Annotated in this window: 13 protein-coding genes; 6 read left to right on the top strand and 7 right to left on the bottom strand. The window is 67.4% G+C overall.

What is annotated here, in order from left to right:
* Positions 1-36: 36 nt before the first annotated feature.
* A complete protein-coding gene (locus tag JYG32_RS16470; protein WP_152862550.1) occupies positions 37-420 on the bottom strand; it encodes a nuclear transport factor 2 family protein in 384 nt (127 codons plus the stop codon).
* 45 nt (positions 421-465) lie between these two features.
* On the bottom strand, positions 466-1,035 hold the full coding sequence (locus JYG32_RS16465) for an acyloxyacyl hydrolase (protein ID WP_213264115.1): 570 nt from the start codon (positions 1,033-1,035) through the stop codon (positions 466-468).
* 360 nt (positions 1,036-1,395) lie between these two features.
* Here JYG32_RS16465 and rpoH point away from each other — a divergent pair, with 360 nt between their 5' ends.
* The 6 genes from rpoH (at position 1,396) to JYG32_RS16435 (ending at position 8,969) form a co-directional block, all read left to right on the top strand.
* A complete protein-coding gene (gene rpoH / locus JYG32_RS16460; RefSeq protein WP_174382943.1) occupies positions 1,396-2,331 on the top strand; it encodes an RNA polymerase sigma factor RpoH in 936 nt (311 codons plus the stop codon).
* Positions 2,332-2,704: 373 nt separating this feature from the next.
* Positions 2,705-2,992 carry a cytochrome oxidase putative small subunit CydP gene (gene cydP, locus JYG32_RS16455; protein WP_174382948.1) on the top strand — a complete coding sequence of 96 codons (288 nt, stop codon included), beginning with the start codon at positions 2,705-2,707 and terminating at the stop codon, positions 2,990-2,992.
* Positions 2,982-4,562 carry a cytochrome ubiquinol oxidase subunit I gene (locus tag JYG32_RS16450; RefSeq protein WP_213264114.1) on the top strand — a complete coding sequence of 527 codons (1,581 nt, stop codon included), beginning with the start codon at positions 2,982-2,984 and terminating at the stop codon, positions 4,560-4,562. Before cydP ends, JYG32_RS16450 begins: the two co-directional genes overlap by 11 nt.
* 31 nt (positions 4,563-4,593) lie before the next feature.
* Complete coding sequence (gene cydB, locus JYG32_RS16445; protein WP_174382945.1) at positions 4,594-5,730, top strand: cytochrome d ubiquinol oxidase subunit II; 1,137 nt, start codon at positions 4,594-4,596, stop codon at positions 5,728-5,730.
* 54 nt (positions 5,731-5,784) lie between these two features.
* Entirely contained in the window at positions 5,785-5,907 is a 123-nt protein-coding gene (gene cydX, locus JYG32_RS16440; protein ID WP_174382946.1) for a cytochrome bd-I oxidase subunit CydX, read from the top strand.
* Positions 5,908-6,485: 578 nt separating this feature from the next.
* Complete coding sequence (locus tag JYG32_RS16435; RefSeq protein WP_213264113.1) at positions 6,486-8,969, top strand: family 20 glycosylhydrolase; 2,484 nt, start codon at positions 6,486-6,488, stop codon at positions 8,967-8,969.
* 174 nt (positions 8,970-9,143) lie between these two features.
* Here JYG32_RS16435 and nagE read toward each other — a convergent pair whose 3' ends face one another.
* The 5 genes from nagE to JYG32_RS16410 all read right to left on the bottom strand — a co-directional run bounded on the left by nagE (position 9,144) and on the right by JYG32_RS16410 (position 16,531).
* Entirely contained in the window at positions 9,144-10,907 is a 1,764-nt protein-coding gene (gene nagE / locus JYG32_RS16430) for an N-acetylglucosamine-specific PTS transporter subunit IIBC (protein WP_213264112.1), read from the bottom strand.
* An 89-nt stretch (positions 10,908-10,996) separates the two neighbouring features.
* On the bottom strand, positions 10,997-13,579 hold the full coding sequence (gene ptsP / locus JYG32_RS16425; protein WP_213264111.1) for a phosphoenolpyruvate--protein phosphotransferase: 2,583 nt from the start codon (positions 13,577-13,579) through the stop codon (positions 10,997-10,999).
* A 15-nt stretch (positions 13,580-13,594) separates the two neighbouring features.
* Positions 13,595-14,602, bottom strand: coding sequence for an SIS domain-containing protein (locus JYG32_RS16420; protein ID WP_213265443.1), 1,008 nt, complete (start codon positions 14,600-14,602; stop codon positions 13,595-13,597).
* Positions 14,595-15,698, bottom strand: a complete 1,104-nt coding sequence (gene nagA / locus JYG32_RS16415) for an N-acetylglucosamine-6-phosphate deacetylase (protein ID WP_069746988.1) — start codon at positions 15,696-15,698, stop codon at positions 14,595-14,597. The genes JYG32_RS16420 and nagA overlap by 8 nt, the downstream gene beginning before the upstream one ends.
* Before the next feature lie 98 nt (positions 15,699-15,796).
* Complete coding sequence (locus JYG32_RS16410; protein ID WP_174384468.1) at positions 15,797-16,531, bottom strand: GntR family transcriptional regulator; 735 nt, start codon at positions 16,529-16,531, stop codon at positions 15,797-15,799.
* Positions 16,532-16,619 lie beyond the last annotated feature (88 nt).

Raw genomic sequence — 16,619 nt, 5'->3', positions numbered from 1 at the left:
CTTCGACGGGGACATGAAAAGGAGCTCCACGCGCGCTCATGTCTCGGTCGCGCACCGCGTCGCCTGCCATGCGAGCAGGCACCAGCGGCCCTGCTCCGCGGTGTGGACGGACGTATAGGCGATCGGGAAAACCAGGCCGCCGTTGTTCGTTTCCATCTCGATCAACGCGCGCCCGGTGACGACGCAGGTTTCGCCGCCGACGGGCAGCACGTCCTGCGACTGGATTTCGATCTGACGATAGCGGCGGCGACCGGCGACGATGGCGTCGATGAACTGCTGCTTGGTTTCACGTTTGCCGTTGGTGTGCACGAAGAACACCTTGTCCGACAGCAGCGCGTCGAGCGCCTCGCCGTCCCCGTCCACCATCGCCCGGAACCGATCGCGCTCGAGCGCGCGGATCGCATCGACCACCTTCGCCATCGCCTGACTCCTCGGCAACGCGCACGCCGTGCGCGGGCATGCGGATCAGAAGTTGTACTGCACGTAGAACTGGTGGAAATTTATACCAGGATTCGGCTCTTTGATACCCGCGTTAGACACATGTTGAAAACGGTAACCGACCTGATACTGTTGCCGTTCTCCGAACTGTGCGCCGACGCCGACGACATCCACGAACTGGAACGACGTCCCCAGCGAAAGATTGTGGGAGATCGTCGGGGAAGTCAGGAGCCGGATGCCCGCGCCGGCCTCGACGAACGGGCGCACCTGGCCCGCGCTCTTGATGAAGCGGAACATCGGCGTCGCGCCGAACTCGCCGAGGTTGCCGTGAACATTGCCGCCCGTGTGCCAGTAGCCGACGTGGCCTTCCATCACGAACGCGAAGTGCCAGCCGCCGATTTCCCACCAGTTCCAGCCCGGATTCCACACCACGCCGAGATCGGCCTTGTCGATCCCGTGACGATCCGAAAACCCGCCGCCCGCCTGGATACCCCATCGATCCGCGAACGCCGCACCCGATCCGCCCAGAAGTGACGCTGCCAGCATCGCATGCAGCGCAAGCCGGCTGCGACGCCGGCGATTCTTCTTATTGTTCATCTGACACTCCAACTTTTTGGGTTGAATGGGGCCTGCCGCAACAGCCGGGCCCGAGCGAACTGAATGTTATGGTAAAGGACTTTTCGGATCGGCATCACGAAGCGAAATGGCTTCCTTCCAAAACGACAAAAATCGAAATCGTCTACTGATTCCCCTCAAAAACAACGGTTTACGGAACTCCACGTCGCCACCCCTGTCGCAGATTAGACTATCGACTCGACTAGTTCGATAGAAAATCGGGAACTCCGATGCCCACGCCCGCTCTAAGGAATTAGCACTCAACTTGCGGGAGTGCTAAGATGCCCCACGGAATTTCATTCGATGCCGGGGGTTTGTCCCTGATTCCAAAGGAGTTTTTTAGTGAGCAACGCCCTGACCCTTCCGAACATCCTGAGCCCGACGCCGGCCAAGGCCGAATCGGCAGGCTCGCTGGCGCTCGCAGCTCAATCGATGTTGCCGGGCCAGCTCGGCAACATCGATTCGTATATCCAGGCCGTCAATCGCATTCCGCTGCTGACGGCCGAAGAAGAACGCCAGTACGCAACCGAATTCCGCGAAGACAACAACCTCGATTCGGCGCGCCGCCTCGTGCTGTCGCACCTGCGTCTCGTCGTGTCGATCGCGCGCAACTATCTCGGCTACGGCCTGCCGCACGGCGATCTGATCCAGGAAGGCAACATCGGCCTGATGAAGGCCGTGAAGCGCTTCGACCCGGCCCAGAACGTGCGTCTCGTGTCGTACGCGATCCACTGGATCAAGGCCGAGATCCACGAGTACATCCTGCGCAACTGGCGCATGGTGAAGGTCGCGACGACGAAGGCGCAGCGCAAGCTGTTCTTCAACCTGCGCAGCCACAAGAAGAGCATGCAGGCGATGACGCCCGAGGAAATCGACGGCCTCGCGCAGGAACTCAACGTCAAGCGCGAAGACGTGTCCGAGATGGAAACGCGCCTGTCGGGCGGCGACATCGCGCTCGAAGGGCAGGTGGAAGACGGCGAGGAGTCGTACGCGCCGATCGCCTATCTGGCCGACTCGCATAACGAGCCGACCGCCGTGCTCGCCGCGCGTCAGCGCGACATGCTGCAGACGGACGGCATCGCGCAGGCGCTCGACGCGCTCGACGCGCGCAGCCGCCGCATCATCGAGGCGCGCTGGCTGCACGTCGACGACGACGGCTCGGGCGGCTCGACGCTGCACGATCTCGCCGCCGAGTTCGGCGTGTCCGCGGAACGCATCCGCCAGATCGAGGCGAGCGCAATGAAAAAGATGCGCACTGCCCTCGCCGAATACGCATAAATCCCGGCGATTTAGAGCGCTTCATCGAAAACCGCTGCCCGACCGGCAGCGGTTTTTTTTCGTCCGATTTTTCGCCCGCTTTTCACCCGCTTCTCCGCTCGATTCTTCGCCCGTTTCTCCGTCCGTTTCTTCGCCGATTAATTGACCTGATTCATCAGGTAATAGGCGGTTTGCGGGCCCCTTCCGCATAACCTTGATCTGCCTCAAGTTTTGACCCGCGGTTCGCGACGGTCTGCCGCAGCGCAGCACTCGGCATCGGAAAGCCGTCCTTTTAAAATTGGCATGTCAGGTGCAAAAGGATTAAAACAGCTTCACGGCCGTCATATATCCGACGTAAAGTCGCCCCAAATCCGACCTAAATCGATTCAGGATAATCGCCTTGATCTCGATCAATAAAGAGCCTGCGCCGCCACCTCCCCCGCGGCCGGCCGGTACGATCGGCTGGCGCGCGCGCATCGCCGCATGGGCTCGCGGCCCCACCCTCGCCCGCGACATCACCCTGGTGCTGATCGTCAAGCTGATCCTCCTGATGTCGCTCAAATACGCATTCTTCAATCATCCGCAGGCCGAGCACATGTCGCTTCCGCCTGCCGCCGTCGCCGAGAAGCTGCTCTCGGTACCGGCGCCTGCACCTACCGAGGGAGACCACCATGATAAGTAGTGAAGTCGTCGATCTGTCACGTCTGCAGTTCGGCATCACGGCGCTCTACCACTTCCTGTTCGTGCCGCTGACGCTCGGCCTGTCCTGGCTGCTCGTCATCATGGAAGCCGTCTACGTGATGACCGGCAAACAGGTCTACAAGGACATGACCCAGTTCTGGGGCAAGCTGTTCGGGATCAACTTCGCGATGGGCGTGACGACCGGCATCACGCTCGAATTCCAGTTCGGCACGAACTGGTCGTACTACTCGCACTATGTCGGCGACATCTTCGGCGTGCCGCTCGCGGTCGAAGGCCTGATGGCGTTCTTCCTCGAATCGACGTTCGTCGGCCTGTTCTTCTTTGGCTGGAACCGCCTGTCGAAGGTCAAGCACCTGGTCGTCACGTTCCTCGTCGCGCTGGGCTCGAACCTGTCCGCGCTGTGGATCCTCGTCGCGAACGGCTGGATGAACAACCCGGTCGGCGCCGAGTTCAACTACCAGACGATGCGCATGGAGATGACGAGCCTGTTCGACGTGCTGTTCAACCCGGTCGCGCAGGTGAAGTTCGTGCACACGGTGTCGGCCGGCTACGTGTCGGCGGCGATGTTCGTGCTCGGCGTGTCGTCGTGGTACCTGCTGAAGAAACGCGACGTCGACTTCGCGCTGCGCTCGTTCGCGGTTGCAGCCGGCTTCGGCCTCGCGGCGACGCTCTGCGTGATCGTGCTCGGCGACGAATCGGGCTATACGACCGGCGAAGTGCAGAAGATGAAGCTCGCGGCAATCGAATCCGAATGGGAAACGCAGCCGGCACCCGCATCGTTCACGCTGATCGGCATTCCGAACCAGGAGGAACAGCGCACCGACTACGCGATCAAGATCCCGTATGCGCTCGGCCTGATCGCGACGCGCTCGATCGACGAACCGGTGATCGGCCTGCGCGATCTCGCGAAGCACGGCGAGGAGCACATCCAGAGCGGGATGATCGCGTACGGCGCGCTGCAGAAGCTCAAGCAGGGCGACACGAGCGCCGCGACACGCGAACTGTTCGACCAGCACAAGCAGTATCTCGGCTACGGGCTGATGCTCAAGCAGTTCACGCCGAACGTGACCGACGCGACGCCCGAGCAGATCAAGGCCGCCGCGAAGAAGACGATCCCGCCGGTCGCCCCCGTGTTCTTCTCGTTCCGGATCATGGTGTTCCTCGGCTTCCTGTTCGTCGCGACGTTCATTGCCGCGTTCTGGTTCTGCGCGCGCCGCGAACTGCTGCAGGACAACCGCCGCTGGTTCCTGCGCTACGCGGTGTGGGCGATCCCGCTGCCGTGGATCGCGATCGAATTCGGCTGGATCGTCGCCGAGCTCGGCCGCCAGCCGTGGACGATCGCCGGCGTGCTGCCGACGCACCTGTCCGCGTCGAGCCTGACGCCGACCGACCTGTACCTGAGTCTCGCGGGCTTCATCCTGTTCTATACCGCGCTGTTCGTCATCGAGATCAAGCTGATGTTCAAGTACGCGCGCCTCGGCCCGTCGTCGCTGCATACCGGCCGCTATCACCACGAACTCGCGGCCGCCAGCGAGCGCGCCCCGGCCTGAGCACGCACCTGAAACGGAACAAGGAATCGCTATGGACTATGCAACTCTCAAGCTGATCTGGTGGCTGCTCGTCGGCGTGCTGCTGATCGGCTTCGCCGTCACCGACGGCTTCGACATGGGCGCGACCGCGCTGCTGCCGTTCCTCGGCAAGACCGACGACGAGCGCCGCATCATCGTCAACACCGTCGGCGCGACGTGGGAAGGCAACCAGGTGTGGCTGATCACGGCCGGCGGTGCGATGTTCGCCGCCTGGCCGCTCGTCTACGCGGCGTCGTTCTCCGGCTTCTACTTCGCGATGCTGCTCGTGCTGTTCGCGCTGTTCTTCCGGCCGGTGGGCTTCGACTACCGCAGCAAGCGGCCGGACCCGCGCTGGCGCGCCGGGTGGGACTGGGGCCTGTTCGTCGGCGGCTTCGTGCCGGCGCTCGTGTTCGGCGTCGCGTTCGGCAACCTGCTGCAGGGCGTGCCGTTCAAGTTCGACAGCGACCTGCGCGTAACCTACTACGGCAGCTTCTGGGCGCTGCTGAACCCGTTTGCGCTGCTGTGCGGGCTCGTCAGCCTCACGATGCTCGTCGCCCACGGCGCCGCGTTCATCAAGATGAAGACCGACGGCGTGATCGCGCGCCGCGCATCGATCGCGCTGCGCGTGGCGTCGTTCCTCGCGGTCGTGCTGTTCGTGCTGGCCGGCGTGCTGATCGCATCGACCATCGGCGGCTTCCACATCACGAACGCCGCGCCGACCGACACGGTCGCGAACCCGCTGCTCAAGGACGTCGCCGCCGGCTCGGGCCTGTGGCTCGCGAACTACAGCGAGTTTCCATGGATGATCGGGGCGCCGGTCGTCGGGATCGCGGGCGGCCTGCTCGCGCTGCTGCTCGCGGGTTCGAAGCAGGAGAAGACGGCGTTCTTCTGCACGGGCCTGATGATCGTCGGCGTGATCCTGACCGCGGGCTTCTCGATGTTCCCGTTCATCATGCCGTCGTCGCTCGACCCGCGCAGCAGCCTGACCGTGTGGGATTCGACGTCGAGCCACAAGACGCTGCAGGTGATGCTGTTCGCGGTGATCGTGTTCCTGCCGATCGTCCTGCTCTACACGAGCTGGGTGTATCGCGTGATGCGCGGCAAGGTCACGCGCCAGACGCTCGAAGAGAACAAGCACTCGATGTATTGAACCGGGCCGGGGCGCGCAGGCGCCCCCGTCCACCGTTTCGCAAGGAGTCGGATCATGTGGTATTTCAGCTGGATTCTCGGTATCGGCGTCGCGCTGTCGTTCGGCATCGTCAATGCGATGTGGCTCGAAGCGCGGCAGAAGACGCAGGAAGCGCCCGCGCGCGTGCGCCACGACTGACGCATGACGCGTGCGGCGGATCGCACCGCCGCCGTCCGGACGGAACCTCGCTTCGCGCGAGGTTTTTTTTCGTCCCGGCCGCCGGGACAGGCGCCGCGCGCCGATGCCAATTTAGCGCCAGATTGATACCACTTGAATACCAATAAAAGGTTTCATAAGATCTTTGGACACGGCCGCTGACAGGCCGAATCCTTCTGGGTGGGGGAGACATGCGAATCCCGTGTGTGGCGCGCGCCTGCGCGCCGTGTCGCCGTCCGTATGCGGTAGCGGCCGGTTGCCGTTCGGCGGTACCGGCCGTCCCCATCGTGGGCGGACGGACGCACGTAGCCGACTGCGGCCGCTTCGACATCGCGCCGATTGCCGCGCGCCGCCGATGAACACACGTACGCCGCCCCGCCGATCCGATCGGCACGCCTGCCCGCCTCCCGTTCCGTAACGCACGTCCCTGCGTGCCGAATGCGCGCGGTGCGGCCGCATCGCCCCGTGCGCGGGTATTTCCCGCAGCTCCAATGAAAGACCCGATCGCAGCGACGTCACCCCACGACGCCGCTATGCCTCCCTTTTTATCAGGAGTTCGAATGAAGCGTACCTTGCCATCCCTCTTTGCCGGCCTGCTGATCGCGGTGCTGTCGCCGGCCGCGATCCCTGCCCAGCCGGCGGTGCCCGCGTCTGGCGCGACCGCGGGCATCGCGCAGCCCACCGCGCAAGCGGCCAATCTCGCGGCGCTGCTGTCGAACGGCCTCGCGTTGCGCGTCGCCGTCGACAACAACCACGCGGCCGCGGCCGGCGTGCCGTGCGCCGATCTCGGCGCCGACGGCGCGGCCTGCGCGACGGGCCGCCTGATCCTGCAGAACCGCGGCCACCAGGCGATCGCCGACGGCGGCTGGAAGCTCTATCTGCACAGCATCCGCCGCCTGTTGCGGATCGACCGTCCAGGCTTCGCGCTGCGGCGGCTCACGGGCGACCTGTACGAACTGACGCCGCAGCCGGGCTCGGTGCGACTTGCGCCGGGCGAGCGCATCGAGCTGCCGTTCGTCGCCGAGTACTGGCTGCTGCGCTACAGCGACGTGATTCCGCGCCCGTACGTCGTCGTCGACGGCGCGCCGCCCGCCGTGCTCCGCTACAACGACACCGACGACGAACTGCGCTACGTCGAATCGCTGCCGCCCGACGCGCAGAACAACTCGACCGGCAATGCACCGCCCGTGGCCGCACGGCCCGACGCGAGCCGTGCGCTGCCGAGCGTGAAGCGCGAGCAGCCGCTGCCCGGCACGCTCGACCTGCGCGGCGTCGAGTTCGCGCTGCCTGACTTGCCGGACGCGCAGGTCGCGGCGCTGCGCGAGCGCGCGACGACACTCGGGCTCGACGGGGCGCGCGTGCCGGTTCGCGGCGCCGTCGCGCCGCGCCGGCTGCCGGCCGACATCGCGACCCCGGGCGGTTACCGGCTCGCGATCGGGCCGCGCGGCGTGCTCATCGAGGGCTACGATCGCGCGGGCCTTTACTACGGCGTGCAGACGCTCTTCTCGGTCGCGCCGGCCGGCGGCGGCCCGATCCCGGCGATGCTCGTCGAGGATGCGCCGCGCTTCACGCATCGCGGGATGCATGTCGACCTCGCGCGCAACTTCAAGCATCCGGCGCCGCTGCGCCGCCTGATCGACCAGATGAGCGCGTACAAGCTCAACCGCCTGCACCTGCATCTGTCCGACGACGAAGGCTGGCGCATCGAGATTCCCGGCCTGCCCGAGCTGACCGGGATCGGCTCACGCCGCTGCCACGACCCGAGCGAGACGCGCTGCCTGCTGCCGCAGCTCGGCTCCGGCCCGGACAACCGCTCGGGCGGCGGCTACCTGACGCGCGACGACTACGTGGCGCTCGTGCGTTACGCGGCCGCGCATTTCGTCGAGATCATCCCCGAGATCGACATGCCCGCGCATGCGCGCGCGGCCGTCGTGACGATGGAGGCGCGTTACCGCCGGCTGCATGCGGCCGGCCGAGAGCAGGAAGCGAACGCGTACCGGTTGCTCGATCCCCAGGACACGTCGAACCTGCTGACGGTGCAGTTCTACGACCGGCGCAGCGACCTGAACCCGTGCGTGCCGGGCGCGCTCAATTTCGCGTCGAAGGTGATCCGCGAGATCGCGGCGATGCATGCGGACGCGCAGGCGCCGCTGCACATCTGGCACTACGGCGGCGACGAGGCGAAGAACATCCTGCTCGGCGCGGGCTTCCAGCCGCTGAACGGCACCGACCCGAACAAGGGCCGCATCGATCTCGCCGCGCAGGACAAGCCGTGGGCGCGTTCGCCCGCGTGCACGGTGCTGCTCCAGCGCGGCGAGATCAAGTCGATCGACGAGCTGCCGACGCGTTTCGCGAAACAGGTGAGCGCGGCGGTCAACGCGAACGGGATCGACACGATGGCCGCATGGCAGGACGGCATCAAGCATGCGAACGGGCCGCAGGACTTCAGCACGCGCCACGTGATGGTGTCGCTGTGGGACACGATCTTCTGGGGCGCATCGGACAGCGCGCGCGACCTGAGCGGCAAGGGCTACCTGACGGTGCTGGCGCTGCCGGACTACCTGTACTTCGACTTCCCGTACACGCTCAACCCGCGCGAGCGCGGCTACTACTGGGGCTCGCACGCGACGGACGAGTACAAGGTGTTCTCGCTCGCGCCGGAGAACCTGCCGCAGAACGCCGAGGTGATGGGCGACCGTGACGGCAACGCGTTCGAGGTAACGGGCACGGGCCCCGCGCCGCGCGTCGAAGGCATGCAGGGGCAGGCGTGGGGCGAGGTGATGCGCAACGACACCTTCCTCGAATACATGGCCTATCCGCGGCTGCTCGCGCTCGCCGAGCGCGCGTGGCATCGGGCCGACTGGGAGCTGCCGTACGCCGCCGGCGTACGCTACAAGCGCGGCGATACGCATCATGTCGACACGGCCGCGCTGCAGCGCGACTGGGCCGGGTTCGCGACACTGCTCACGCAACGCGAATTGCCGAAGCTCGACCGCGCGGGGATCGGCTACCGGAAGCCGACCTTCACGCTGACGAACCCGTGAACGGCGGTGCGACCGAGCGGCTGAACGATTGAGCAGTGGAGCCATGCGCGATGCCGACGAATGCATCGCGCAATCGCCCCACCAAAGAAAAACGGCTTGCGACGCATCGCAAGCCGTTTTCATTTTTGCCGGCTGGCCCGAACCCGTGTTGCGGATCAGGCCGGCTTCATCGCATCACGCCGGTTGCGCAGCCGCCCCGCCGCTCGCCGGCGGCAGGCGTGCGCCGAGCTGTTCGGCATAGCGTGCCGCCGCGTTCCCGCAGACGATGTGGAACGTGTCGAGCGACACCCATGCGACGTCGAGCGCGCCGAGACGGTCGCGATCGACGGCCGACGGATCGCGCACGACGACGCGCAGGCGCGTGGTCGCGATCGCGTCGAGCGACGCGACGTTGGTCGCCCCGCCGAACACCGCGAGCCAGCGGGCCGGCTCCGGATCGAGCGGGCCGGCGGCCGCGCCGGTGACGGGCTGCGCCGCGGCGGCCGTCGCCGTCGATGCCGCGCCGGTCGCGCCGCTGCCGATCGCGGTACGCATCTCGTCGGCAATGAGGTCGGCCTCGGGCCCGATGATCACCTGCACGCTGTTGCCGCCACGCTTGAGCACGCCACGCGCGCCGATCGACTTCAGTTCCGGCTCCGATACCTTCTCCGGGTCGACGACGGTCAGGCGCAGGCGCGTCGTGCACGCGTCGACGACCGACAGGTTGCCCGCACCGCCGAGCGCGGCGATGTAGCGCTGCGCACGCGGCGCAGCCGCAGCGGCGCCCGCAGCAGGCGCGACGAAGCCTCCCGATGCGTACGATTCTGCCGCCGCATCGGCCGATGCCGGCTCCCGGCCCGGGGTCGCCATGTTGAACTTGCGGATGAAGAAGCGGAACAGCCCGTAGTACGCGGCGCCGTATGCGATGCCGAGCGGAATCGCGATCCAGCCCTTCGTCGACAGCCCGTAGTTCAGCACGTAGTCGATCGCGCCGGCCGAGAACGTGAAGCCGAGCTTCACGCCGAGGATCTGGCAGATCGCAAGCGACAGCCCCGTCAGCACCGCGTGGATCACGTACAGCACCGGCGCGAGGAACATGAAGCTGAATTCGATCGGCTCGGTCACGCCGGTCAGGAACGACGTCAGCGCCATCGAGAACAGCAGGCCGCCGACCATCGCGCGGCGCTCCTTCGGCGCTTCGTGCAGCATCGCAAGACACGCAGCCGGCAGGCCGAACATCATGATCGGGAAGAAGCCGGCCATGAAGGTGCCCGCGGTCGGGTCGCCCGCGAAGAAGCGGTGCAGGTCGCCGTGCACGATGTCGCCGCCGGCGGGCGGCGTGAAGTTGCCGAACACGAACCACGCGAGCGAGTTGATGATGTGGTGCAGGCCCGTGACGAGCAGCAGGCGGTTCAGGAAGCCGAACACGAACGCACCGATCGCGCCCGCCGTCGTCAGCCACTGGCCGGCCGCGTCGATCGCATGCTGGACCGGCTGCCATACGTACCCGAACACGATGCCGAGTATCACGCAGGCCAGCCCCGTGATGATCGGCACGAACCGTTTCCCGCCGAAGAACGCGAGGTAGTCCGGCAGCTTGATGTCCTTGTAGCGGTTGTACAGCAAGCCCGCGACCACACCCGCGATGATCCCGGACAGCACGCCCATGTTCAGCTTGGGGTCGATGTCCTTCATGATCGCGGTTTCGATCAGGTAGCCGATCGCGCCCGCAAGCGCAGCAACGCCGTTGTTGTCCTTCGCGAAGCCGACCGCCACGCCGATCGCGAACAGCAGCGGCAGGTTGTCGAAGATCGCGCCGCCGGCGTCGGCGATCATCTTGATGTTGAACACGTCCGGCTGGCCGAGTCGCAGCAGGATGCCGGCGACCGGCAATACCGCGATCGGCAGCATCAGTGCCCGGCCCAGGCCCTGTATTTTCAGAAACGGATTCCCGTTCATTCAGTCCTCCAATCCTTGTCTCGTCGTTAATCGTCGTTGACCTAATTGCTGTCTCGTAGTGAAACGGGTCGCGAGCCTGCCGTCGACGTTCAGTCGAGCGGCCAGACCTCGCGACTTGCTGCCCTTACCGCCTGCGCCGAATCGAGCGCGAGCAGATCCTGCGCACGCTGACGGCACAACTGGTAATCGAGACGGCGCACACGCGCCTTGATGCCCGGCACCGCGACCGGGTCGACCGACAGCTCGGTCACGCCGAGGCCGACCAGAATCGGCACCGCGAGCGGATCGCCGCCGAGCGCGCCGCACACGCCGACCCACTTGCCGTGCTTCGCGGCGCCACGCACCGCGATGTCGATCAGGCGCAGCACGGCCGGATGCAGGCCGTCGGATTGCGCGGCCAGGTCGGCCTGGCAGCGGTCCATCGCAAGCGTGTACTGCGTCAGGTCGTTGGTGCCGATCGACAGGAAATCCGCGTGTTGCGCGAGCTGGTCGGCCAGCAGCGCGGCCGACGGCACCTCGATCATCACGCCGACCTCGATCGGCTCGGTGCGGCCCTGCGCGCGTGCGAACTCGTCGATGCGCTTTCTGAGCCGCACGAGCTCGCCCGCGTCGGTGACCATCGGCAGCAGGATGCGCACCGCGCCGAACGGCTTCACCGCGAGCAGGCCCTGCAACTGATCGTCGAGCAGGTCGGGGCGCACCTGCGCAAGGCGGATGCCGCGCAGGCCGAGCGCCGGGTTCGGTTCGGGCGGCAGCGTCAGGTAGTCGACTTCCTTGTCGGCGCCGACGTCGAGCGTGCGGATGATCGCCGTGCGGCCCTGCAGCGCGTCGACGATCGACTGGTAGCTCTGCTGGTGCTCGACGACCGTCGGCGCGGCCTGGCGATGGATGAACATCAGTTCGGTGCGCAGCAGGCCGACCGCGTCCGCGCCGTTGTCGACCGCGGTGTTCGCGTCGTCGAGCGTCGCGATGTTGGCGGCGACCTCGATCGCGCGGCCGTCGGCCGTCGTGGCCGCAACGCCTGCCAACTGCCGGTTCGCCTCGCGCACGCCGTCCAGGCGCTGGCGCTCGTGCCGCGCGCGCTCGACGTCGAGCGCGGTCGGCGCGTGTTCGAGACGGCCCGCGCTCGCATCGACGACGACCTGCGTGCCGTCCGGAATCGCATACAGCGCATCGCCGACCGCAACCAGCGCCGGGATGCCGAGCTGCCGCGCGATGATCGCCGCGTGCGACGTCGCGCCGCCGCGCGCCATCACGAGCGCGGTCACGCGCTGGCGATCGAGCGACGACAGGTCCGACGGCGTGAATTCCTCGGCCGCGAGCACGGCCTCGTCGGGCAGCGCACGCGCCGCGCCGTTCGTGTGGCCGAGCGCGCGCAGCACGCGCTTCTCGATGTCGCGCAGGTCGGCTGCACGTTCGGCGAGCAGCGCGTCGTCGAGCTTCGACAGCGTGTCGATCTGCGTGCGGATCGTCGCGCGCCATGCGAAGCCCGCGCTCTTGCCGAGGCTGATCAGGTCGCGTGCCGCGTCGATCAGCGTCGGGTCCTCCAGCAGCACGCGATGCACTGCGAAGATGCCCGCTTCGCCGACCGCGCCGCGTGCCGATGCGTTGCGCACCGTTTCATCGAGTTCGCCGTCGACGGCCTTCAGCGCCTGGTCGAGCTGACGGCTTTCCGTGGCCGGCGTGCCGGATGCCTGTTCGGGCGGCACGATTTCCGCATCGTCGAGACGCACCAGCGTGCCGACTGCAATGCCCGGCGCCGCGCATACGCCCGCGAGCGTGTTCGGGTCGATCGGTACGCCGACGTTGCGCGCGACCGTCTGCGGCGCGGGCGACCTCAGCCGCGCCGGCTTTTCCTCGACCTCGCCGTGCGCTTCGCGCAGCAGCTCGCGCTCGACCGCATCGACGGCCTGCTGCGCGTGCGCGCCGCGGCCGACCAGCTCGACCGTCGCGCCTTCGCCGGCGCCCAGGCCGAGCAGGCCGACGACGCTCGCGATCGACGCCTTGCGGCCGTCGAACAGCACGTCGACGGTCGCGTCGAACCCGCGCACGGCTTCACGCGCACGCGCGGCCGGCCGCGCGTGCAGGCCGCCCGGCTGCGCCAGCACGATTTCGCGGCGCACTTCGTTGTGCGCCGCCGCGCCGGCCTGCGCCGCTTGCGCGGCGGCTTCGCCCTTGCCGCGCAGCGCGAGCAGCGGCGTCTCGCCGGCTGTCGCGAAACCGCTCGCGCGATCGACGACCTCGAATGCGTCGGAGTTCGCGATCGCGATCACCGACACGAGCGAATGCGCGCTGCGCGCGACCGCGTCCTGGTCGAACTCGATCAGCAGATCGCCCGCTTCGACGCGTGCGCCGGCCTCGACGTGCGCAGCGAAGCCCTGCCCGTTCAGCTCGACGGTGTCGATGCCGATGTGCAGCAGCACTTCCGCGCCTTGCGGCGTCGTGATCGTCACCGCGTGGCCCGTGCGCGCGAGATGCGACACGATGCCCGCGCACGGCGCGACGAGCTTGCCCGCGAGCGGGTCGATGCCGATGCCGTCGCCGAACATCCCGCCGGAGAACACCGGATCGGGCACGTCGGCCAACGCGACGATCGGCCCCGTGAGCGGGGCAAGCAGGACGATCTGATCGTGGGTGGGGCTCTTCAACTGGGACTCCTCGGCGCGTCTCATCGGCTGTCTCGGCTATCAGTGCGTTTCGGTGACTTTGTTCAGGTGGCGCGGCGTGTCGGGATTGCGGCCGCGCGCGACGGCAAGATCCGCCGCCATCACGTAGAACGAAAGAATGGCGGCGATCGGGTCAAGCGCCGGATGGGCGGACTGCGCGAGCGGCAACGTCGCGCCGGGCGTGCCGGCGGGCGCCGCGAGCAGCACGGCGGCGCCGCGTGCGCGCATGTCTTGCGCGAGCTGCAGCAGGCCGGCCTGCTCGGGCCCCGGCGGTGCGAACACGAGCAGCGGATAGTCGCGGTCGATCAACTCCATCGGGCCGTGACGGACTTCGGCGCTCGAGAACGCCTCGGCCTGGATGCCGGACGTTTCCTTCAGCTTAAGCGCGGCTTCCTGCGCGATCGCGAGACCAAGGCCGCGGCCGATGACGATCATCCGCTCGATGCCCGCAAGCGCGGCAACGGCCTGCGACCAGTCGAGCCGGCCAGCCTGCGCGAGCACGTCGGGCAGGCCGCGCAGCGCGGTCGTCAGCGCGGCGTCGCGCTGCCAGTAGGCGACGATCTGCGCGGACAGCGACAGCATCGCGATATAGCTCTTCGTCGCGGCGACCGACAGTTCGGGGCCGGCGAGCAGCGGCAACTGGTGCTCGCACGCATCGGCGAGCGGCGACGGCAGCACGTTCACGGCGGCGACGGTGCGCGCGCCGGCTTCGCGCAGCGCGGCCATCGTGTTGACGAGGTCGGGGCTCTTGCCCGACTGGGAGAAGGCGATCGCGAGTTGATCCTGCACCTTCAGCGGCGCCTGCTGCAGCGTCGCGACCGACATCGGCAGCGACGCGACCGGCACGCCGAGGCGGCTCATCGTCAGGCTCGCGAAATAGCTCGCGGCGTGATCCGAGCTGCCGCGCGCGACCGTCAGCGCAACGGCCGGCGGGTGATCGAGCAATTGGCCGGCGAGCGCTTCGACGCGCGTGGTGTCGGCGATTTGCGCGGCGACGACCTGGGCGGACTCGCGCGCTTCCTTAAGCATATTCGACAATCGATTCTCCTTCGACATAGGTCGCGGTGAGGTTCAGGTCGCGATCGAACACCGCGAGGTCGGCCCATGCGCCGCGTTCGAGGCGGCCGCGATCGGCGATGCCGAGGTAGTCGGCCGCATAGCGCGACATCCGGTTCGACACGTCGGCGATCGGCAGGCCGAGCGACACGAGGTTGCGCAACGCCTGGTCCATCGTCAGCGTGCTGCCGGCGAGCGTGCCGTCGGCCAGCCGCACGCCGCCGAGGCACTTCGTCACGTGCTGGCTGCCGAGCCGGTATTCGCCGTCGGGCATGCCGGTTGCGGACGTGCTGTCGGTCACGACGTACAGGCGCGGGATCGCGCGCAGCGCCGCACGAATCGCGCCCGGGTGCACGTGCAGCAGGTCGGGAATGATTTCCGCGTATTCGGCATGCGCAAGCGCCGCGCCCACCAGGCCCGGGTTGCGGTGATGCAGCGGCGACATCGCGTTGAACAGGTGCGTGAAGCCGCATGCGCCGTGCTTGAGCGCGGCGACGGCATCGTCGTAGGTCGCGAGCGAGTGGCCGAGCTGCACGCGCACGCCGCGCGCGGCCATCTCGCCGATGATCTCGATGTGGCCGGCGATTTCCGGCGCGAGCGTGACGACGCGGATCGGCGCGATCGACAGGTACTTCAGCACTTCGTCGAGCACGGCCGACACGGCCGCGTCGGGCTGCGCGCCGAGCTTGCCGGGGTTGATGTACGGGCCTTCGAGGTGCACGCCGAGCACGCGCGCGCCGCCCGGCGTGCGGGTGCGCGCAACGCTGCCGAGGTTGCCGACGACTTTCATCAGTTCGTCGCGCGGCGCGGTCATCGTCGTCGCGAGCAGGCTCGTCGTGCCGAATTGCGCGTGCGTGCGGGCGATCGTCTCGATCGCGTCGCCGCCTTCCATCACGTCGGCGCCGCCGCCGCCGTGCACGTGCAGGTCGATGAAGCCGGGCAGGATGTACGGCGCGTCGTTCTTCGCGGGATCGGCGGGCGTACCGTCGAGCGTGGTGATGCGGCCGTTCTCGCTATCGAGCGAACCGTGAATCCAGCCGTCGGGGGTGAGGATGTTTCCAGTCAGCATGACGTTCTCTTGATGATCTGGTGACGCGGGCATCCGCGTCGTGATTTGCAAATCCGTGTCGTTGCTTCGCGCATGTCACGCGCGGGCAGTCTCGCGCGTCAGCGTTTCAGTTCGGCGACGAAGTCGTAATAGTCGTCGCGGCAATACGATTCGGTCACTTCGATCGCGCGCTGGTCGGCACCGTAGCCGATGCGCGTGATCACGAGGAGCGCCGCGCCCGGCTTCACCGCCATCCATTTCGCGATCTCGCGCGTCGCGTTCACCGCGCGAAAGTGCTGCAGCGCACGCACGACGACCATGCCGCGCGCTTCGAGGTATTCGTACAGCGACGCGCCGAGCGCCTGCGGATCGGGCACCACCGCGGCCGGCAGCGTCGAATGCTCGACGGCCATCACGATGCCGTCCGCGCGGCGCAGCCGTTCGAGCCGCGCAACCGTCGCACCCGGCGCGAGGCCGAGATGCGTGATCTCGTCGCGGTTCGCGGCGCGCAGCCTGCGCGACAGCCACACCGAATCGGGCATGAAGCCGCGCTGCTGCATCTTCGCGGTGAAGCCGACCAGGCGCGACAGCGGATCGGCGACGCGCGGCGTGATGAAACTGCCCGCACCGCGCGCCCGCGTGATCAGCCCCTGCTCGACCAGCAGCGCGAGTGCGCGGCGAGCCGTGATCCGCGATACGCCGACCGACACCGACAGCAACCGCTCCGACGGCAGCGCCTCCCCGGCCCGCCACGCGCCGCCGTGAATCGCGCTCGCCAGGTTGCGGGCGAGCTGCAGATAAAGCGGCGTGTCGTTGAGCGGATCGGGCGCCAGTTCGGACCAGCCGGTTTCCATGTGCCTCCGGGTGTCGGACGACGACCTCAGGCCGTCGAAAGTGAACGCATTATATAACCACCATAATACCAGTCAACGAACTGGTATT

It is taken from the genome of Burkholderia pyrrocinia, from assembly GCF_018417535.1.
In the GTDB taxonomy this organism is placed as follows: domain Bacteria; phylum Pseudomonadota; class Gammaproteobacteria; order Burkholderiales; family Burkholderiaceae; genus Burkholderia; species Burkholderia pyrrocinia_E.
This window is presented reverse-complemented; position numbering and strand designations above follow the sequence as displayed.